The 19,336-nt window shown below is 68.6% G+C and carries 18 protein-coding genes; 6 read left to right on the forward strand and 12 right to left on the reverse strand.

The features are described from left to right. The first annotated feature begins 45 nt into the window (after nucleotides 1-45). The 3 genes from WS46_RS03635 to WS46_RS03645 all read left to right on the forward strand — a co-directional run bounded on the left by WS46_RS03635 (nucleotide 46) and on the right by WS46_RS03645 (nucleotide 3,062). A complete protein-coding gene (locus tag WS46_RS03635) occupies nucleotides 46-705 on the forward strand; it encodes an isoprenylcysteine carboxylmethyltransferase family protein (RefSeq protein WP_059689321.1) in 660 nt (219 codons plus the stop codon). 375 nt (nucleotides 706-1,080) lie between these two features. Then, the gene (locus WS46_RS03640; RefSeq protein WP_059528642.1) at nucleotides 1,081-1,524 is read left to right on the forward strand and encodes a hypothetical protein; all 444 of its coding nucleotides are present in this window, start codon (nucleotides 1,081-1,083) and stop codon (nucleotides 1,522-1,524) included. A 701-nt stretch (nucleotides 1,525-2,225) separates the two neighbouring features. After that, on the forward strand, nucleotides 2,226-3,062 hold the full coding sequence (locus WS46_RS03645) for a bifunctional allantoicase/(S)-ureidoglycine aminohydrolase (RefSeq protein ID WP_059689322.1): 837 nt from the start codon (nucleotides 2,226-2,228) through the stop codon (nucleotides 3,060-3,062). 107 nt (nucleotides 3,063-3,169) lie between these two features. On the opposite strand, the gene WS46_RS03650 is transcribed toward WS46_RS03645, so the two are convergent. Next, the gene (locus tag WS46_RS03650; RefSeq protein ID WP_059689323.1) at nucleotides 3,170-3,973 is read right to left on the reverse strand and encodes an aminoglycoside phosphotransferase family protein; all 804 of its coding nucleotides are present in this window, start codon (nucleotides 3,971-3,973) and stop codon (nucleotides 3,170-3,172) included. Nucleotides 3,974-4,182: 209 nt separating this feature from the next. Here WS46_RS03650 and WS46_RS03655 point away from each other — a divergent pair, with 209 nt between their 5' ends. Together WS46_RS03655 and WS46_RS03660 are read left to right on the forward strand one after the other, a co-directional pair. Further along, complete coding sequence (locus tag WS46_RS03655) at nucleotides 4,183-6,309, forward strand: penicillin-binding protein 1A (RefSeq protein ID WP_059689324.1); 2,127 nt, start codon at nucleotides 4,183-4,185, stop codon at nucleotides 6,307-6,309. Between the two features lie 8 nt (nucleotides 6,310-6,317). Next, a complete protein-coding gene (locus WS46_RS03660) occupies nucleotides 6,318-6,929 on the forward strand; it encodes a trimeric intracellular cation channel family protein (RefSeq protein WP_059689325.1) in 612 nt (203 codons plus the stop codon). A 36-nt stretch (nucleotides 6,930-6,965) separates the two neighbouring features. On the opposite strand, the gene WS46_RS03665 is transcribed toward WS46_RS03660, so the two are convergent. The 9 genes from WS46_RS03665 to WS46_RS03705 all read right to left on the reverse strand — a co-directional run bounded on the left by WS46_RS03665 (nucleotide 6,966) and on the right by WS46_RS03705 (nucleotide 15,933). Further along, nucleotides 6,966-7,796 (reverse strand): heme ABC transporter ATP-binding protein, encoded by an 831-nt coding sequence (locus WS46_RS03665; protein ID WP_059689362.1) that lies wholly within the window; start codon nucleotides 7,794-7,796, stop codon nucleotides 6,966-6,968. A gap of 17 nt (nucleotides 7,797-7,813) precedes the next feature. Further along, the gene (locus WS46_RS03670) at nucleotides 7,814-8,902 is read right to left on the reverse strand and encodes an iron ABC transporter permease (protein ID WP_059689326.1); all 1,089 of its coding nucleotides are present in this window, start codon (nucleotides 8,900-8,902) and stop codon (nucleotides 7,814-7,816) included. Nucleotides 8,903-8,917: 15 nt separating this feature from the next. Next, nucleotides 8,918-9,826: a hemin ABC transporter substrate-binding protein gene (locus tag WS46_RS03675; protein WP_059689327.1), complete on the reverse strand. Its 909-nt coding sequence runs from the start codon at nucleotides 9,824-9,826 to the stop codon at nucleotides 8,918-8,920. Continuing rightward, nucleotides 9,823-10,914, reverse strand: a complete 1,092-nt coding sequence (locus WS46_RS03680; RefSeq protein WP_059689328.1) for a hemin-degrading factor — start codon at nucleotides 10,912-10,914, stop codon at nucleotides 9,823-9,825. Before WS46_RS03680 ends, WS46_RS03675 begins: the two co-directional genes overlap by 4 nt. A gap of 49 nt (nucleotides 10,915-10,963) precedes the next feature. Then, the gene (locus WS46_RS03685; protein ID WP_059689329.1) at nucleotides 10,964-13,234 is read right to left on the reverse strand and encodes a TonB-dependent hemoglobin/transferrin/lactoferrin family receptor; all 2,271 of its coding nucleotides are present in this window, start codon (nucleotides 13,232-13,234) and stop codon (nucleotides 10,964-10,966) included. 240 nt (nucleotides 13,235-13,474) lie between these two features. Continuing rightward, complete coding sequence (locus WS46_RS03690; RefSeq protein ID WP_059528614.1) at nucleotides 13,475-13,702, reverse strand: hypothetical protein; 228 nt, start codon at nucleotides 13,700-13,702, stop codon at nucleotides 13,475-13,477. A gap of 71 nt (nucleotides 13,703-13,773) precedes the next feature. Beyond that, nucleotides 13,774-14,157 (reverse strand): DUF6232 family protein, encoded by a 384-nt coding sequence (locus tag WS46_RS03695; protein ID WP_059689330.1) that lies wholly within the window; start codon nucleotides 14,155-14,157, stop codon nucleotides 13,774-13,776. 133 nt (nucleotides 14,158-14,290) lie between these two features. After that, entirely contained in the window at nucleotides 14,291-14,551 is a 261-nt protein-coding gene (locus WS46_RS03700) for a DUF2866 domain-containing protein (RefSeq protein ID WP_059528608.1), read from the reverse strand. 221 nt (nucleotides 14,552-14,772) lie between these two features. Beyond that, on the reverse strand, nucleotides 14,773-15,933 hold the full coding sequence (locus tag WS46_RS03705; protein ID WP_059528606.1) for a porin: 1,161 nt from the start codon (nucleotides 15,931-15,933) through the stop codon (nucleotides 14,773-14,775). 307 nt (nucleotides 15,934-16,240) lie between these two features. Between WS46_RS03705 and WS46_RS03710 the strand changes: the two genes are divergently transcribed. Next, nucleotides 16,241-17,047, forward strand: coding sequence for a MetQ/NlpA family ABC transporter substrate-binding protein (locus tag WS46_RS03710; RefSeq protein WP_059689331.1), 807 nt, complete (start codon nucleotides 16,241-16,243; stop codon nucleotides 17,045-17,047). A gap of 132 nt (nucleotides 17,048-17,179) precedes the next feature. Here WS46_RS03710 and WS46_RS03715 read toward each other — a convergent pair whose 3' ends face one another. Next, nucleotides 17,180-18,295 carry a succinylglutamate desuccinylase/aspartoacylase family protein gene (locus WS46_RS03715; RefSeq protein ID WP_059689332.1) on the reverse strand — a complete coding sequence of 372 codons (1,116 nt, stop codon included), beginning with the start codon at nucleotides 18,293-18,295 and terminating at the stop codon, nucleotides 17,180-17,182. A 258-nt stretch (nucleotides 18,296-18,553) separates the two neighbouring features. After that, a complete protein-coding gene (locus WS46_RS03720; protein WP_059528597.1) occupies nucleotides 18,554-19,336 on the reverse strand; it encodes an ABC transporter substrate-binding protein in 783 nt (260 codons plus the stop codon).

Here is a 19,336-nt window from a genome sequence, read left to right on the forward strand (position 1 = left end):
GGGTTCCTATACTTCACAGGAAAGCCCACTCCGGCGAGGCAAGCCATGGCCGTTACGCGCAAGTTCGCAATCGTTGCGAGCGTCTCCACGCTCGTCTATCTCGGGCTTGCCGTGCTCGGCATCGGCGGGTTCGCCGCCTTCTTCTCGCATCCGCCACTGATCGTCATTGCCGTCGCGACGCTCGCGCTTGCCGTCGTCGCGATGTTTACCGAAGGCAACCTGAGCGCCGGCGAACGCGAGAACCGCGACAATCGCTGGGTGCTCGCGGCCTTCGGCGCGAGCGGATTCCTGCTCGCGTATTTGCCGGCGCTGACCGACCGGCTCGACGTGTGGACCTTCGGCGGCGACACGGTGCGCTGGATCGGCGTCGCGCTGTACGTCGCGGGCGGCGTGCTGCGCCTCTGGCCGGTGTTCGTGCTCGGCAAGCGCTTCAGCGGGCTCGTCGCGATCCAGCCGGGCCACACGCTGGTGACGGACGGCATCTACAGCAGGATCCGCAACCCGAGCTATCTCGGCCTGCTCGTCAATGCGGCCGGCTGGGCGTTGGCGTTCCGCTCGGGCGTCGGGCTGCTGCTCGTCGCGCTGACGTTGATTCCGCTCGTCGCGCGCATCCGTTCCGAGGAAGCGCTGCTGCGCACGCAATTCGGCGCCGAATACGACGCGTATTGCGCGCACACCTGGCGGCTGATTCCGGGCGTGTACTGACCCTCGTTCGACGCGAACGACCGGGCGATTCCGCCGGCTCGCGGCATGCCGTCGATGTGTTGCCACGTGTGTCCGAACCCGCGCGACGGGCACGTTCCGCATCGCCGAAAAACGGGGCTTGACCATGGCCGGAGTCCCTGCCGGCGGGCGTTCCCGGCGGTTTCCGGCAAGCTTTTCCGGTCCGCTTTCGGTAAACAACTTGTTACCAGAATGTCGACGGCAAGCAGGCTCGACCGGTGCTATTCTTCGCCGCAAGCTCATTGAAATGAATTGGTCCGGGATTCGGCACAATGCCGGCATCGACGTCGATCGATTCAGATCGTCGTATCGAGCGGACCTTCGATAACCAGATTGCGAACAAGGAAGAATACGGGAATGTGGAAGAAAATCGCCCCCGCTCTCGTCGTCGCCGTGCTGACCGGCGCGACCGCAGTGCCGGCATTGGCCGGTGACATGAACAACGCGCTCGGCGGCGCGCTCGGCGGGGTTGCCGGCGCAGCGGTCGGCGGCGCGGTCGGCGGCAGCACCGGCTCCGTGATCGGTGGCGCGATCGGCGGCGGCGCGGGTGGCGCCGTGACGTCGAACCGTCGCGAGCGCACCGGCGCGATCATCGGCGGCGCACTCGGCGGCGGCGCGGGTACCGCGGCCGGCAACGCGATGGGCGGCCGCACGGGCGGCCTGCTGGGCGCGGCCGTCGGCGGCGGCGCCGGCGCGGCGCTCGGCGGCAACCTGTCGCGCAACTCATACGATCGCGGCGGCGATTATGGCGATCGCGGCCATCGTCACCGCAAGCATCGCCACCACCGCGACTGGGACTGATCGCCGCGGGCGCGGCACGGTGCGCGGCCTGCGCACCGGCGCGCCCGACGCGTCGGCGCCCGATCCGACAGCCGGCCCGGCGGCCTCAGCCGGGCCGCCATCGCCGGCAAGACCGGCGGCCTTCACCCCCTTCGGCAGTTCATGCCCGGCCCCGCTCGACGGGTTGGCGCGCTCTCTCCCGCTTCACCTTTCCCGCTTGTAGACGACATCGCCAGTTGCATCGACATGCAACCGCGCAGGGTCGGCCCTCCCCATTTCGCCATCGCCGATCGACGGGTTGCCGTCCGGTCATCAGGATTTCCCCGAGGCGCCGACGCGTCCGCGGCACGCGTTCACGGGCCATCGCGCGCAACGGCGGGTAGTGGGAAATCGAATGGATGTCATCGCAACATTTAATTGGTCGATCCGGATCGACTTCGCTATCGTCAACGCTGCCCGCGTACGGAATCGAACCGTGCCGTCCCCCGTGCCCCGCCGCATGACCCCGAGTGTCCGCGGCCCGGCCGCCGGACCCGCAAGCATGGGGCGCCCCGCCCGCTGAACCGGGCGGGCCCGTCGCGAAGCCTGGCCGACCGAACGAAGGCGCCCGCGCTTTCAAGCCACCCCGGCAACGATGTCCCGCCGTCGCATGCGTGCCCCACGCGCGTGCCGCGCCTGCCGTTGCGACCCGGGGCCGGACCAACCCATTGCCTGGATGCTTTATGTCTAAGACAACGTATTACGCGCCGCATGGCGGCCACCCGCCGCAGACCGATCTGCTGACCGATCGCGCGATGTTCACCGAGGCGTATGCGGTCATTCCGAAGGGAGTGATGCGCGACATCGTCACGAGCTGGCTGCCGTTCTGGACCCACACGCGCCTGTGGGTGATCGCGCGTCCGCTGTCGGGTTTCGCCGAAACCTTCTCGCAGTACATCGTCGAAGTGAATCCGGGCGGCGGCAGCGACAAGCCCGAGCAGGACAAGAACGCCGAAGCCGTGCTGTTCGTCGTCGAAGGCGAGGCCGAACTGACGCTGCAGGGCAAGCAGCACACGCTGAAGCCGGGCGGCTACGCGTTCATCCCGCCGGGCGCCGACTGGACGCTGCACAACGTCAGCGATGCCGCCGTGCGTTTCCACTGGATCCGCAAGCACTATCAGGTCGTCGACGGCATTGCGCTGCCGGAAGCGTTCGTGACCAACGAGCAGGACGTCGAGCCGATCCCGATGCCGGGCACCAACGGCGCATGGGTGACGACGCGCTTCGTCGACATGAGCGACATGCGTCACGACATGCACGTGAACATCGTGACGTTCGAGCCGGGCGGCGTGATTCCGTTCGCGGAGACGCACGTGATGGAGCACGGCCTGTACGTGCTCGAAGGCAAGGCCGTGTATCGCCTGAACCAGGACTGGGTCGAGGTGGAAGCGGGCGACTTCATGTGGCTGCGCGCGTTCTGCCCGCAGGCATGTTATTCGGGCGGCCCCGGCCGCTTCCGTTACCTGCTGTACAAGGATGTGAACCGTCACATGAACCTGACGCTGAATCCGGCGCGCTAAGCGTCGCGCACGTCGGACACGAAAACCCGCCGGTGCATGCCGGCGGGTTTTTTTATTGATGCCGCCGTGCGATGCAGCGGACGTGGCGGCCGGGCCGTCGTCGCACGCTACGCGTCGAGCGCCGAGGCGGCCAGCCTCGCGACCTGCAGCCGCGTATCGGGCGGCAGGCCGTCCTCGATCAGCCAGACCGCCGACAAGCCGGCCCACGCAAGAATCCACTGCAGCAACCGGCGGCGGTCGAGTTGCGCCGCCTCGGCGACGAGCGCGACGCGCCGCGCGAAGCGGGCGGGATCGACGGCGATGTCGTGCGCGGGATTGCAGAACAGGTTCGCGTAATCGAACGCGCGGTCGCCGCGCAAACCCTTCGGGTCGATCGCCAGCCAGCCGCGATCGCCGAAGTGCAGCACGTTGCCGTGATGGATGTCGCCGTGCAGCACGACGACGACGTCGTCGTCGACGGGCGGCGCGGCCAGCAGCCGGCGCGCCGTCGCGGCCGAACGCCGCAGCGTGTCATCGCCGGTGTCATGCGACAGCAGCGCGTGGAACCAGTCGGTCAGCGGCACGACCTCGGGCGCTGCCGGTGCGCGATGCGCATGCAGCCGCGCGACCGCGCGGCATGCGATCCGGATCGCATCGTCGTCGTGGCCCGCGGCGGACAGGCCGACGAGCGTCGGCGTCGGCTGCGCGCGTTCGAGCAGCACCGCGTCGCTGTCGTGCAGCCACACGCGCGCGGCGCCATCCCCGTTCCACCACGTCATCAGCGCATTGCCGCGGCGCTCTTCGTCGCAGGTCGCGACCTTGAGCATCGCGGGGCGCGCGTGCCAGACGACGGGCAGCACGCCGCCGCTCGCGGTCAGGATCGGGCCGCCGTCGGGAACGAGGTCCCACAGGCGCAGATACGTGTCGAACATGCAGACGATGGTACAGGCGAACCGGCTCGTGCGCCGCGCGGGCCACCCGGCACGGCTGCCGCGCAACCATTCCTAAATAAAATTTAGCCAGCCAAACTTAGGCTAAAGAGTGTTCCGGTATCCCGGCATCCCTTCGACAATGCGCGCCTTCCGTGACCGACGGGCGCCTGTTGCGCGCCCGCGTTCGCCGCATTGAAGAAGGAGCCTGCATGACCGACCACACCGCCAACCCTCCAACGCCACCGGCCCCGCCTCCCGCATCGCCGCGCCGCCGCGCATGGCGCATCTTCGCCGGCGCGCTCTTCGGCCTGACGCTCGCGTGCGCGGGCATCGGCGCATGGACGATCGATCGCATCTGGACGCAGTTGCCATCCGTCGAGCACCTGGCCGTCTACCGGCCCGCGCTGCCGCTGCGGATTTTCTCGCGCGACGGCGAACTGCTGGCCGAGTACGGCGTCGAGCGCCGCGAATTCGTGCCGCTCGAACGCATTCCGCCGCTCATGCGGCACGCGCTGCTCGCGGCCGAGGACGCGAAGTTCTACCAGCACGGCGCGGTCGATATCGGCGGCCTCGCGCGCGCGACGTTCGCGAACGTCGTGACGGGACAGCCGGGGCAGGGCGGCAGCACGATCACGATGCAGGTCGCGCGCAACTTCTACCTGACGCGCGACAAGGTGCTGAGCCGCAAGCTCGCCGAGATCCTGATGGCCATCAAGCTCGAGCGCGAGTACAGCAAGGACAAGCTGCTCGAGCTTTACATGAACCAGATCTATCTCGGCGAGCGCGCGTATGGGTTCGCGGCGGCCGCGAACGTGTATTTCGGCAAGCCGCTCGATGCGCTGAGCGCGGGCGAAGCGGCCGTGCTGGCCGGATTGCCGAAGGCGCCGTCCGCGTTCAATCCGGTCGTCAATCCGGCGCGCGCGACCGCGCGGCGCAACTACGTGCTCGGCCGCATGCATGCGCTCGGCGAGCTCGACGAGGCGACCTATCGCGCGGCGGTCGACGTGCCGATCGCGCTGGCGACCACGCCGCCGCCCGGCATCATCGCGGCGCCGTACGTCGCGGAGCGCGCGCGCCGGATGATGGTGGAGCGCTTTCACGACGACGCCTATACGCTCGGCCTCGACGTGACCACGACGATCTCGATGCGCGACCAGCGCGCGGCCGAAGCCGCGCTCCAGCGCACGCTGAGCCGGCAGCCGCGCGCGAGGCGCGATGCGCGCAACGGGCTCGAAGGCGCGCTCGTGTCGCTGGATGCGGCGACGGGCGACATGCTCGCGCTCGTCGGTGGCGCGGATTTCAACCGCAACGTGTTCGACCACGCATTGCAGGCGTATCGCCAGCCGGGTTCGAGCTTCAAGCCGTTCGTCTATTCGGCGGCGCTGGAGAAGGGCTACTTTCCGGGCGTGCTGGTCGACGACACGCAGCGCACGCTGACCCATGAGGAAACCGGCGCGCGGCCGTGGCGCCCACGCAATTTCGGCAACCGCTACGAGGGCTTCATTCCGGTGCGGCGCGGGCTCGTGCGCTCGAAGAACCTGGTCGCGGTCAGCCTGATGCAGGCCACCGACGCGCGCTACGTGCAGCAGCACGCGGTGCATTTCGGCTTCGACGCGCAGCGCAATCCGGCGTCGCTGCCGCTCGCGCTCGGCGCGGGCGCGGTGACGCCGCTCGAACTCGCGAGTGCGTACAGCGTGTTCGCGAACGGCGGGACGCGGATGGAGCCGCGCCTGATCCTGTCGGTGAAGCAGCGTCACGGCGGCGCGATGTACGAGGCGACGACGCCTGAAGGCGCGCGCGTCGTGTCGGCGCGCAACGCGTTCATGATGGACAGCATGCTGCGCGACGTCGTGAAGGCCGGCACCGCGCGTGGCGCGCTCGCCTTGCGCCGCGACGACGCGGCCGGCAAGACGGGCACGTCGAACGGATCGAAGGATGTCTGGTTCGCCGGCTACTCGTCGGGCATCGTCGCGGTCGCGTGGCTCGGCTACGACACGCCGCGCCCGATGGGGCGCGCGACCGGCGCGACGCTCGCGCTGCCGGTCTGGCTCGACTACATGAAGACGGCCGTCGACGGACGCACGCCGGTCGCCACGACGCCGCCGCAGGACGTCGCGCTCGTCGACGGCGATTTCGTGTACGCCGAATACACGCGCGGCACGTGCACGGCCGACGTGCCGTCGTACATCCGCAGCCGCTTCGCGTGCGGCGGCGCGCCGGCGGCCGAGGCGCCGGATGCTTCGGGCGAAAAGGGCAGGCCCGACGAGCCGATGCCCGCGGCCGTCGATGCGGCCGAGCGCGAACGCGTGCTCGACCTGTTCCGTACCGAAGACTGAGGCGCGCGATGCATACGCTTTATCTGATCGCGATCGTCGCGGAGGCGATGTCGGGTGCGCTGATGGGCATGCGGCGCGGGATGGACCGCTTCGGGCTCGCGCTCGTCGGCGCGGTGACGGCGCTCGGTGGCGGCACGGTGCGCGACGTGCTGCTCGGCCACTATCCGCTCGGCTGGATCGCGCATCCCGAATATCTGGTGATCACGCTCGTCGCGGCGACCGTCGCGTCGTGGGCCGCGCGGCACGTCGCGCGGATGAAGACGCTGTTCGTCACCGTCGACGCGATCGGTCTCGCGGCGTTCACGATCATCGGCTGCGATATCGGCGCGTCGACGGGCAGCGCGCCGATCATCGTCGTGCTGGCCGGCGCGATCACCGGCGTGTGCGGCGGGATGCTGCGCGACCTGCTGTGCAACGAGATGCCGCTGATCCTGCGCGAGGAACTGTATGCGAGCGTCGCGTTCTTCACGGGCACGCTGTACGTCGGGAGCCAGCATCTCGGCATCGATGCCGGGCCGGCGTCGGCGGTGGCGCTGGCGGCGGGCTTCACGACGCGCATGCTCGCGGTGCGGCTCGGATGGAAAATGCGGACGTTCGGCGTCGCGGACGTCGAGCATTGAGCGAGGCCGCCGCACGGATGCGACGGCACGCGTGCGCTACGCCGGCACCATGACCGGTGGCGACCCGTCGCCCGTTTCCACCATCTTCACCGCGAATCCGTAGCACCGCGCGATATGGGCGGGCGTCATCACGTCGCGCGGCGCGCCCTGCGCGACGATCGTGCCGTCCGCGAGCATCGCGATCGTATCCGCGTGCCGCGCGGCGAGGTTCGGATCGTGGACGATCGCGAGCACGCCGAGCCGCCATTCGCGCGCAACGGTGCGCACGGTGTCGAGCAACCGGTGCTGATGCGCGAGATCGAGCGCGGCGGTCGGTTCGTCGAGCAGCAGGTAGCGCGGGCCGTTTTCCGATGCGTCGTCGTCCGGCCACAGCTGCGCGAGCACGCGCGCGAACTGCACGCGTGCGAGCTCGCCGCCGGACAGCGTCGTGACGTCGCGGCCGACGAGCGTCTCGGCGCCCGCGCGTTCGAGCGCCTGCCACGCAATGTCGCGATCGCGGTGTGCGATCACGTGCCGCGCGCCGCCGCGTCGTGCATGCGGATAGCGGCCGAGCAGCACGATTTCGTCGACGCTGAACGGAAACGCCGGTTGTGCGGCCTGCGGCAGCACGGCGCGCAGGCACGCGAGCCGCGGCGCGTCGATGCGCGCGAGCGGTTCGCCGTTCAGCGCGATGTCGCCGGTCACGCGCACGCCGTGCGGCGCGACGCTGCCGGTCAGTTCGCCCGCCAGGGTCTTCAGCAGCGTGCTCTTGCCTGCGCCGTTGCGGCCGAGCAGCGCGGTCACGCGGCCGGGTTCGATCGACAGCGACAGGTTGTGCAGAACGATGCGGTGCCGGCGGGCGACGTCGAGATGTTGGGCGGTCAGCATGATGAGCGAAGGAAGGATCAGCCGCCGAGCGCGCCGCGGCTTTTCCACAGCAGCGCGAGAAAGAACGGCGCGCCGAGCAGCGCGGTGAGCACGCCGAGCGGAATCTCGGCGGGCGCGGCGGCGGTGCGCGCGGCGAGATCGGCGGCGAGCGTGAGCAGCGCGCCGAGCAATGCGGCGCCGGGCAGCACCACGCGCTGGTCGGGGCCGCACGCGAGGCGCACGCAGTGCGGCGCGACGAGGCCGATGAAACCGATGATGCCCGCGCACGACACGAGCGCGCCGACCGTGAGCGCGACCGCGATGAGCACGCGCCGTTTGAGCCGCTGCACCGGCACGCCGAGATGCAACGCCTCGGTCTCGCCGAGCTGCAGTGCATTGAGCGCGTCACGGTCGCGCGCGAGCAGCACGCAGCCGATCGCGACGCACGGCGCGACCGCCGCCAGCGCGGGCCATTGCGCGGCGCCGAGGCTGCCGAGGCTCCAGAAGGTCAGCGAGCGCAGTTGCGCGTCGTCGGCGACGAACGTGAGTAATCCGATCGCCGCGCCGACCAGCGCGTTGATCGCGATGCCGGCGAGCAGCAGCAGCGGCAGCGCGAGCCGGCCGCGCGACGCGGCGAGCCGGTAGACGAGCGCCGCGACCGCGAGCGCGCCCGCGAACGCGGCGACGGGCAGCGCGACCGCGCCTGCATGCGCGGCGAACAGCGCGGGGCCGAGCACGATCGTCGTCGTCGCGCCGAGCGCCGCGCCGCTCGACACGCCGACGAGCCCCGGATCGGCGAGCGGGTTGCGGAACAGCGCCTGCATCGCGGCGCCGGCCGCGCCGAAGCCGCCGCCGACCAGCAGCGCGAGCACGACGCGCGGCGCGCGGATGTCGACCAGCACCGCGCGTGCCTGTTGCGCGGCCGGGTCGCCGCTCAGCGCGGCCCAGGCTTCCGCGAACGGAATGCGATACGCGCCCACGCACAGCGCGACGACGGACATGGCGCACACGACGACGGCGAGCGCGGCCAGCGCGAAGGGCGCGATGCGGCGTGACGCGCCGACGCGCGCGGCGCCGGTGCGCGATGTGTGCGACCGCGCGGGGAAAGGTGAAGCGTGAGCGGGCATCGTGTCGATCCGGAATCAGGCGAGCGCATCCGACAGGCGCCGGTGCAGGGTCGTGACGGCGAGCGGCAGGCGCGGGCCGAAGCCGAGCAGGAACAGCGCATCGAGCGACACGACGCGCCGCGCGCGGCCGGCCGGCGTCGCGCCGAAACCGGGTGCGGCGAGCAGCGCGTCGCGGCCGCCGACCGCCGCGAGCCCTTCGTCGGAGATCAGCACGATGTCGGGTGCGGCGGCAGCCAGCGCCTCGGTCGTCAGCGGCTTGTAGTGATCGAAGCCCTGCATCGCGTTGCGCGCGCCCGCGTAGCGGAGCATCGCGTCGGCGGCCGTGCGCTGGCCGGCGACGAGCGCCTGGTTGCCCGTATGGTTCAGCACGAACAGCACGCGCGGCGGCTGCGCGCCGCCGGGCACGCGCGCGGCGACCGCGTCGCGGGCGGCCTGCCAGTCCCGATCGAAGCGCCGCAGCAGCGCGGCGCCCGCGTCGCGCACGTCGAGCGCCTGCGCAACGCCGGTGATCTTCGCGCGCACCGAGTCGACGTCATGCCGCTCGTTGAACGTCGTCACCGCGACACCCGCGCTTTTCACTTGCGCGATCGCGGCAGGCGGGCCGGCTTCCGCCGACGCGAGCACGAGATCGGGGCGCAGCGACAGCAGCCCCTCGGCTGACAATGCCCGTTGATAGCCGACCTTCGGCAGGCGTTTCGCGGCGTCCGGGTACGTGCAGGTCGTATCGGTGCCGACGAGCCGGTAACCGCGCGCGTCGGCGCCGCCGAGCGCGAACGCGGTTTCCGCGAGCGCGCCGCCGATCACGACGACGCGCTTTTGCGCGGCTTGCGGGCGCGCTCGGCCGGGCAGCGCGCCCGCGAGCGCACCGGCGACCGCGCTCGCGAGCACGACGCGGCGACGCGGCAGGAACGATCGCGCGCTCACCGTGCGTCTCCGCGCGCCGCCGACGGCAGCGTCGCGACGAGCGCGCGCCAGTCGTCGCGTTCGACCCGACCCGGCTTGCGCTCGCCGAACAGCAGCGCGACGTGGTCGCCCTGCCGGTCGAACAGCTCGAGCGACGTGACGATGCCGTCGCTCGTCGGCTTCTTCACGACCCACGCGGCGGCGATCAGGTCCTCGCGCACATGCAGGTTGAAGCCCGGGTCGAGCACGTTGATCCACGCGCCGACCTCGCGCACGTTCGCGACGGGGCCTGTGTGGATCTGGATCATGCCCGCATTGCCGACGAACACCATGATCGGCTGGCCGCTCGACGCGGCCCGTTCGAGCACGTGACACAGCGCGTGCGCCGCTTCGACCGGATACGCATATTGCGGATCGGCGAGGCGCAGCGCCTGCATGCGGCTCACGCCGAAGCGCTGCGTGATGCCGAAGAACTGATGCGTGTCGGTCATCGCGTCCCACGCGGCGCGAAAGCCCGCGACGTCGATCTCGGTGTCCGCGCGCTCGGGCGTTTTCGGCGCGGCGGGCGCGACGTCGAGCCCCGGCACCTGCGACGCCGCGCGCCAGCGTTCGACGAACGCGTCGTACGCCGCGTGATCGCTGTGCGCGCGCAGGTAGACCTTGTGGATCGCATGACCTTGCGCGTCGAAGAACTGCAGGCTCTCGAGCGGACCGTGCGCGGTTTCGTCGCGCACCGCGAATGCCGACGCCCAGTGGCGGTAGAAGATGCGCAGGTCGATGTCGCCGAGCGCGAGGCCGACCGGGCCGTCATGGCTCATCTGCGCATATGCGCCGTCTTTCTCGTGGACGGCCGTGTCGTTGCGCGTGAGCGCCATCACGCGGCCGAGGCGCGGCATTTCCTCGAACATCGCCGGAAAGCGCGCGTCGAGCCGCACGACGTGTTCGCCGACGAACGCGGCGAGCGCCTCGCCTTCGCTGACGCCGAGCGCCTGCGCGACGTCGCGGTTGCGCAGCTGGCGCTCGGTCTTGAGTTTGATGAACGCGTCGCGCAACGCGGCGGGCGCGCGGACCGGCGTGGCCGGCTGACCGGGAAGGGCGGATTGCATCATGTCGGACTCCTTCAAGTAACGGTTGGGGTGGCAGCGCGGGCGGCGCGCATCAGAAATCGACCTTCATGCTGACCGCGACGGTGCGGCCGGACGACGTATACGCATCGAGCACCTGCGAATCGGCGGCGATCCCGCGCACGTCCGACCAGTTCCAGTACTTGCGGTCGAACAGGTTGCGGATGCCGATCGTCGCGCTCACGTGCTTGTTGAAGCGGTAGCCGCCGCGCAGGTCGACGACGAACGACGACGGCGGCGAGAAGCACGTCTTGTTCGAACAGTCGGACTTGTCGATGTCCTTGTCGCGTTTCGCGGCCTGGAACAGCAGGTCGGTCTGCACGAACCAGCGTTCGCCGGGTTCGTAGCGCACGCCGAACACCGCCGAGAACGGATTGACCGTGTTCAGCGGCTGGCTCGCCGCGCCGTCGTTCTGCGTCGAGCCCTTCGTGAACGCCATTGCCGTCTTCAGCGTGATGCCGTTCGGCATCGCCCATTCGGCGCGGCCTTCGAGGCCGTGGATGCGCGCGTCGGCGAAGTTCACGTACTGGAACACGAACGGATCGGCCGGGCGGCCGCTGCCGGCGATCGTCGTGCGCGAGATGAAGTTGCGGTAGCGGCCCGTGAACGCGGCCGCGCTGTAGCGCACGATGCCGTAGCCGGTGCCGGCCTTGCCGCGCAGGCCGGCTTCGAACGTGTCGCTCGTCTCGGGCTTCAGGTTCGGATTGCCGATCGACGTGTAGCCGTACACGGGGTTCGAGAAGCTGCTGTTCACCTGGTCGGGCGTCGGCGCGCGGAAGCCGTGCGCGTACTGCACGTACGGAATGACCGCGGGCGTGATCTCGTAGAGCACCGCGACGCGCGGCGACACTTCGTTCGCGCTCGTCGACACCGCGGTGCCGGTGAACAGCGGATCGTTCCGCGTCGGGCTCAGGCGGTACGTGTCGAAGCGCAGCCCCGGCGTGACGAGCAGGCGGCCATAGCCGATCCGGTCCTGCACGAACGCGCCGAACAGCGTGTAGTCGGTGTCCGGAAACGCCTTGTTCGGGAACGCCTCGCCGACGCCCGGCACCGTGCCGTCGCGCAGGTTCGTCACGCGCGACACGCTGCCGTCGACGCCATACAGCAGCTTGTGCGCGAACGGGCCGGTCGAGAAGCCGCTTTCGGCGAACGCGGCGCCGCCGAACGTGCGCTCCTTGTACTGGTTGTCGCGGGAGCGCGAAGGCTGCCGGCCGCGCGTCTCGAACGCGTACTGGTCCTGCTTCGCGTCCTGGTAGTAAAACTGCGCATGGGCGGTCTGGAACCAGCGGAACGCATCGTCGCGGAAATCGTAGTCGACGCTGAAGCGGTTGCGTTCGAGCCGGTCGTGGGTCGTGAGGCCGAGCGTGGCCGGCGGGTTGATCGCGGACAGCACGTCGGTACTCACGCGGCGCTGCACGGTTTCGGCGGTGAACCTGATCGAGTCGCGCGCGGTGGGCGTCAGCACGAGCTTGCCGAGCAGCGATTCCGAATAGACGTCCTGCGGATTCGACGTGGTGCGCAGCGTGCTCGCCGAGTTGTTGCCGCCGCGCGTGTCGACCTCGTGGCCGCGCCGGCCGTCGGCGATGATCATCCCCTGTACGCGATCGTTGCCGCCCGCGGCCGACACGGTTGCGCCGATGCTGCGGTCGGCCGAGTCGTAGCTCGGCCGGAACGAGAAGTAGGTGGGTTTGCCGTAGATCGACAGCAGGTCGCGCGGATCCTTCGTGATGAAGTTCACCGCGCCGGTCAGCCCGTCGCTGCCGTACAGCGCCGATGCCGGCCCGCGCAGGATCTCGATGCGCTTGAGCATGTCGAGATCGGCGTAGTCGCCGCGGCCGGCTTCGAGCGGGCCGAACGAGAACGCGTTCGGCAGGCGGATGCCGTCTTCCATCAGCAGCACGCGATTGCCTTCGAGGCCGCGGATGTTGATGCTCGAATCGCCGTCGCGGCCGCCGCCGAGCGCGGCGCTGCCGGGGCGGTACGCGGTGCGGCGCACCGTGACGCCCGGCTCGTAGCGCAGCGCATCCTTGATGTTGGTGGCCTGCTGTTCCTCGAGATCGTCGTCGCTGATCACCGATACGGACGCGGCCGTGCGGCTCGCGGCGGTGGCGGTGCGGGTGGCCGTGACGGTGACGGGGTCGAGCAGCGCCGCATCGCCGCGCGTGGACGCGGCGGCGGTCAGGACGGCAGGTGGCGGGTTGGCGCCTTGCGGCGGCGAATCGGCATGAGCCGGGGCGGCGGACAGGCCGAACGCGCCGAACAGCGCGGCACAGATCGGCCGCCGCGCGAGTGGATGGCAATGCACAGGTGGTCTCCCATTGACGATGACTAGCCCGAAGGCTGGCTGGGTGACGCGTTCACCTGGCTGGCCCGTTCGCGCGCGACTGGCGGCGAACGGCGAATTGAAAGGAAATTGATAATTTCGCCAGTGTAAATGGGAATCATTATCAATACAAGGACGAAAGGCGGCGCGTGCGGACGCGCGCCGTCGGCGCGGATCGGGCGATCCGCGCGCGGCGAGACATGCGGTGAAAGCAGGCCGGCCCTAGGCCAGCGATTCGATACGAATCAGCAGGTTGCGCGCATGCGCGATGAACGCATCGTGCGTCGCGCGATCGCCGTGGCCTTCGAAGCCGGCCTGTTCGGCGAACGCGAGCTGTTCGGCGTAGAGGTCGACGAGCGCGCTGCGTGTGTCGGGCGGCAGCGCTCGGATCATCGAGACGAGCAGCAGTTCCTGCGCGCGCAGCATGCCGGACAGCGATTGGGCGTTCATGCCGACCTCCTCGAACGACGCGGCGACGTGCCGCTCATTTCATAGTAGGTGGTCGGCGCGCGCAGCGGAAATCAGCCGGCCGTCGTCGCCGTCCGTGCATCGCGCACGACCTGCGCGACGCGCTCGACGAATTCGGCGTCGACGCTCGACAGCGCTTCGCGCTTGCCGTCGGGCATCTCGACCATCAGGCGGTAGGTGATGTCCTGCGTGGTCCAGGCGAGATAGCCGACGACCGCGAGCATCACGCCGACGACCAGCGCGGCGCTCGATGCGCCGATGCCGCCTGCGACGGCGGTGGCCGCGCCGATCAGCGAGATCAGCCAGGGCACGAGGCGATTTTTCGGAATCTTGACGACATCGACGTTGCGGATGTCTCGCAGCGGGAAGACCTGCCCGGCGGCCGACAGGCCGTTGCGGGTGACCATCACGCCGCGTTCGTTGAATGCGTTTTCCATCGTGTGTTGCGTGGACGAAAACGCGCAGCGTAGCAGACTTCGTTGCCGCGTCAAACGAGACCGAGTGCCGCACGATGCGTGCGGGCCGGCCGCGATGCGGGCAACGGCGGGTAATGGCGGGTGACGGGGGGAATCAGAACTGCAGCCGGCCGTCGCCGTACAGGCGGCCCGGCACGTGCGACGCCACGACCTCGGCGATTTCTTCGTCGGTCGATTCGGCCGGCACGATCTGGCGCCGCGCGGGTGCGTCGAGATGCATCGTCCATTCGACGAGCCGGTACGGGCGGCCCCACGGGCGCTGCATTTCGACCGACACGCGGCAGCTCTGGACCGGCAGCGAATGCCGGCGCGTCAGAATCGCGTGCAGATGGCTGAAAACGGTATCTTCGATCATCTTGGGCTCCGATCCTGTCTTGTGGGCAGTTGATGGCGGTGCCGTAGTGGGTCTCAAAAAAAAAGCCGCCGATGCTCAGGCGGCCAACAGGGGGGGTGAGAGCATCCTCTCAGCCCAGAATTAAGCGAAACTTAAAAGCCCATAAAAAAGCGCCCCGCGTGGAGCGGGGCGCTTCTTGCCGTCGTCGTCCGCGACATGCGCGGACGAGTTAAGCGGATGCTTTAGAACTTGTGACGGATACCGACGCGAGCGGCCAGCTGGTTCGACGAACCGTTGCCCGACGTGCTGAAGTAGCTCGTGCTCGAACCGATCTGCGCTTGCACGCCGTTGCCCGACGCCTTCTGGTAGACGACCAGGCCGTACACGTCCGTACGCTTGCTGAGCGCGTAGTCGAGGCCCAGGTTGCCCTGGTTCCAGTGCGCCGAGTTGCCGCTTTGCGTGGCGTTCGTGTACGTGTAGCCCGCTGCTGCCGACAGGGCCGGCGTGATCGCGTACTTCACGCCTGCTTCATACGCGTTGTAGAACGTGCCCGACGCGCCAGCCGCGATCGGGGTGAACTGCGTGCGCGTCCAGAGCAGCCATGCCGTTGCCGGGCCGAAGATGTAGCGGCCGCCGACGCCGTACGTGCGCAGGTCGCGGATGTTCGTCAGCGCGATGTTCGCGATCGACGTCGAGAATGCCGGCGTCGACTGGCTCGGGAAGCGGATGTCCGTGTATGCGGCGCCGAGTGCGAACGGGCCGTTCGCGTAGTTCAGGCCGAAGCTGTATGCGCGCGACGAACCGGCCGTCGTCGTGGTGCCCGTCGTCGTCGACGGTGCGCCGGCGAAGTCGGTCGAGTTCGAGAAGCCGTACAACGCGCCGAACGTGAAGCCGGCGTAGTTCGCGCTCTGGAACTTCACCGAGTTGTTGATGCGGCTCGACGTGAGCTGGTCGATGTCGTTCACGTGGTACGCGTAGTTACCCGCGACCGTGTTGCCGCCCGTCGAGTAGTTCGAACCGAGGATGTCGGTCGAGAACGAGTACTGGCGGCCGAACGTGACCGTGCCGTATTGCGACTGGCTCAGGCCGACGTAGGCTTGACGGCCGAAGATCGCGCCGCCCTGGCCGATCGTGCCGTTGCCGCTGTTGAAGCCGTTTTCGAGCACGAAGATCGCCTTCAGGCCGCCACCGAGATCTTCGGTGCCGCGCAGGCCCCAACGGCTGCCCTGGGCCACGCCGTCGTCGTACTTGAACAGCTTGCCGCTGCCGCCGTTCGCGGTCTTGCTGTGGTTCACGTAGCTGATACCGGCATCGATGACGCCATACAGGGTCACGCTGCTTTGTGCGTGTGCCGCGCCGGCCGTTGCTGCGAGGACGGCGATGGTCAACAGTTTCTTGTTCAAAGGATTCTCCGAGCGAATAAATGGCGTGTCCAGTTGCGGTTCCGGCGCTCTCTATGGGCGCTTTCACGGACCGGTCGCAACTTTATCGGCGGGCCACGTAATGAATGTGACAGGCTTTGTCATATGACGAATCTGTGGTGCCGAAGCGACACTGGATTCTGCCCGGTTGTACAGCGGGGAGTTATACCGATTTCGGCTGAGATTCGATCGGGATCCGGAATATGCACATGAAATAAGCTTGGTTGGTGCCGTTCCGGCCCCGTGTCACGATGCGCGCTTCAACAACGACACGGGACAAGAGGACACCATGCGACGTTCGATCCTGACCGGCCTCGGCGCGCTTGCCGCGGCGCTGGCCTTTGCCGCGCCCGGCGCGCACGCCGACTCCCAGACGCTGAAGATCGGCACGATGAGCGGCCCCGACGCGCAGATCTGGACCGAGGTGACGAAAGTCGCCGCACGCGAAGGCCTCGCGATCAAGGTCATCGAATTCAACGACTACGTGCAGCCGAACGCGGCGCTCGACGCGGGCGATCTCGACGCGAACGGTTTCCAGCACCAGCCGTTTCTCGACAGCCAGATCAAGCAGCGCGGCTACCGGATCGTCAACGTCGGGCTGACCTACACGGCGCCGATGGGCTTCTATTCGAAGAAGCTCAAGTCGCTGAAGGATTTGCCGACCGGCGCGAAAGTCGGGATCCAGAACGATCCGTCGAACGGCAACCGCGCGCTGCTGCTGCTGCAGAAATACGGCGTGATCAAGCTGAAGGCGGGCGCCGGCACGAACGGCGTGAACGCGACGCCGCTCGACGTCGCCGAGAATCCGAAGAAGATCAGGATCGTCGAGCTCGACGCCGCGCAACTGCCGCGCGCGCTGCCCGACCTCGACGCCGCGTCGATCAACACCGACTACGCGGTGAAGGCCGGCCTCACGCCGGTGAAGGATGCGATCGCGATCGAGGATCTGCGCGGGCCGTACGCGAACCTGATCGCGGTGCGCGCGCAGGACAAGGACAAGCCGTGGGTGAAGAAGCTCGTCGCGGCCTATGAATCGGACGACGTGCGCAAGTTCATCGACCAGAAGTTCGGCGGTGCGATCGTGCCGGCGTTCTGAACGTCGGTCGATGCCCGGCCGCGTCGCCGGGCATCGCGCCGGACCGAAAAGCAAATCGCCCGCGCAAGCGGGCGATTTCGTTGGCGCGCCGCGATGCGGCGCACGGGCCGGCCGCTCGGGCGGCCCGGGGGCTCAGGCCGACAGCAGCGACCCGGTGCGGATCGGCGTCGCGCCGGCGATCCGCGCGACTTCCATCCCGGCGGTCGCGAAGCGCACGACCTGGCGCGCGTACAGCACGCCCGACACGCTGCTCTTCAGCGTGATCACGCGATCGGTCAGCGGATCGACGATGTCGGCGACGTCCTGGCCGGCTTCGATCCACGCGCCGACCGGCGTGCGGAACACGATCACGCCCGACACCGGCGCGACGAGCGGATCGGTGCCCGCGAGCGGCGTGGCCGGATGCGCGAGCGGCGGCAGCGGCGCCGGCGTGCCGTCGATGACGCCGCGCGCGGTCAGGTATTCGACGATCGCTTGCGAATCTTTCTCCGCGAACTCGTACGACACGTCGCGCTCGCTGCGCAGTTCGACGGTGACGGAAATCGCGCCGTTCGGGATCGGGAAGCGATCGCCGAACCGGCTGCGCAGATCGGACCAGCAGAAGCTGTGGATCTCGTCGAACGGATTGCCGACCGAATTCAGCGCGAGCAGCGACGCCTGCGCGTCCAGATAGCGCGCCAGCGGCTCGACGTCTTCCCACAGATCGGGGTTCGTATACAGATGCATCACCGCGTCGTTGTCGCAATGCAGGTCGAGCACGATGTCGGCGTCGAACGACAGTTTCTGCAGCGCGAGGCGCTGCGATTCGAGCTCGGTGCGCGGCTTCTGTTCGTCGAGCGCCTCGCGCATCGCGGCGCGTACCGCGGCGAGGTTGCGCTGCGCGTCGTTCGTCAGCCGGCCTTCGATGCGCGGCATCACGAGCGCCGCGAGATCGTGGAAATTGCGGTTGAAGTTCTGCATCGAGCCGAGCTCGAAGCGGCCGAGGTGATCGCCGAACACGTGCTGCGACAGGCCGATCGGGTTCGGCACGGGGACGATGACCACCTCGCCGCGCAGCTTGCCGGCCGTCTCGAGCGCGGCGATCTTGCGGCGCAGCAGCGCTGCGACCAGCATGCCGGGCAGTTCGTCCGCGTGCAGCGACGACTGGATGTAGACCTTCTTCCCGCCGCGCGGGCCGTAGTGGAAGCTCGTGATCTGGCGTTCGGTGCCGACGGCGGGGGAAATCAGCGGATGGGTCTGCGTTTGCATGATGAGGGAAGGGCGGCGCAGCCGCGAGTGATCCGGTATGCGTGGAAGATCGATTGTACGTTGCCTTCCGCGAACCTATCAAACCGCGTACACGGCAAGTCGATTTCCTTTACGAATCAGCAGGTTGTTGCGTAAAAAATAACGTCGCCGCGGCCCTTCGCTCATGCGTGCCTCGCGGTCTTTCGGCGCGCGCGGGCAAAAAAAACGGGCTCCTTGCGGAGCCCGTCTGCGCGGATGCGAAGCGCGCGTTGCGCGGTGTTACTTGCCGTAGACGTCGAAATCGAAGTACTTCTTCGCGATCTTGTCGTACGTGCCGTCCTTGCGCATGCCGGCGATCGCGCCGTCGATCTTCGCCTTCAGGTCGGTGTCTTCCTTGCGCAGGCCGATACCGGCGCCGTTGCCGAGCGTCTTCGGATCGTCGATGTCCTTGCCGGCGAAATCGAAGCTCGCGCCGCGCGGCGTCTTCAGGAAGCCGATTTCAGCCTGCACCGCGTCCTGCAGCGCGCCGTCCAGACGGCCGGAGATCAGGTCCGCGTAGACCTGGTCCTGGTTCTGGTAAGGCACGACATTCACGCCCTTCGGGGCCCAGTACGTCTTCGCGTAGGTTTCCTGAATCGTGCCCTGCTCGACGCCGACCGACTTGCCCTTCAGCGATTCGGCCGTCGGCATCAGGCCGGCACCCTTCTTCGCGACGAGGCGCGTCGGCGTGTTGAACAGCTTCGACGAGAACGCGATCTGTTCCTGGCGCGCCGGCGTCATCGACATCGACGACAGGACGCCGTCGAACTTGCGTGCCTTCAGCGCCGGGATCATCCCGTCGAAGTCGTTTTCGATCCACACGCACTTCGCGTTCATGCGGCGGCAGATTTCGTTGCCGAGGTCGACGTCGAAGCCGACCACCTTGCCGTCGGCGCCTTTCGATTCGAAAGGCGGGTAGCTTGCATCGACGCCGAAGCGCACGGTCGTCCAGTCCTTCGCGTATGCAGTGCCGGCCGATACGGCGAGCAGGGCTACGGTCACAGCCGCAAGAATCTTTTTCAC

The organism is Burkholderia sp. RF4-BP95 (assembly GCF_001521985.1).
GTDB classification, from domain to species: domain Bacteria; phylum Pseudomonadota; class Gammaproteobacteria; order Burkholderiales; family Burkholderiaceae; genus Burkholderia; species Burkholderia diffusa.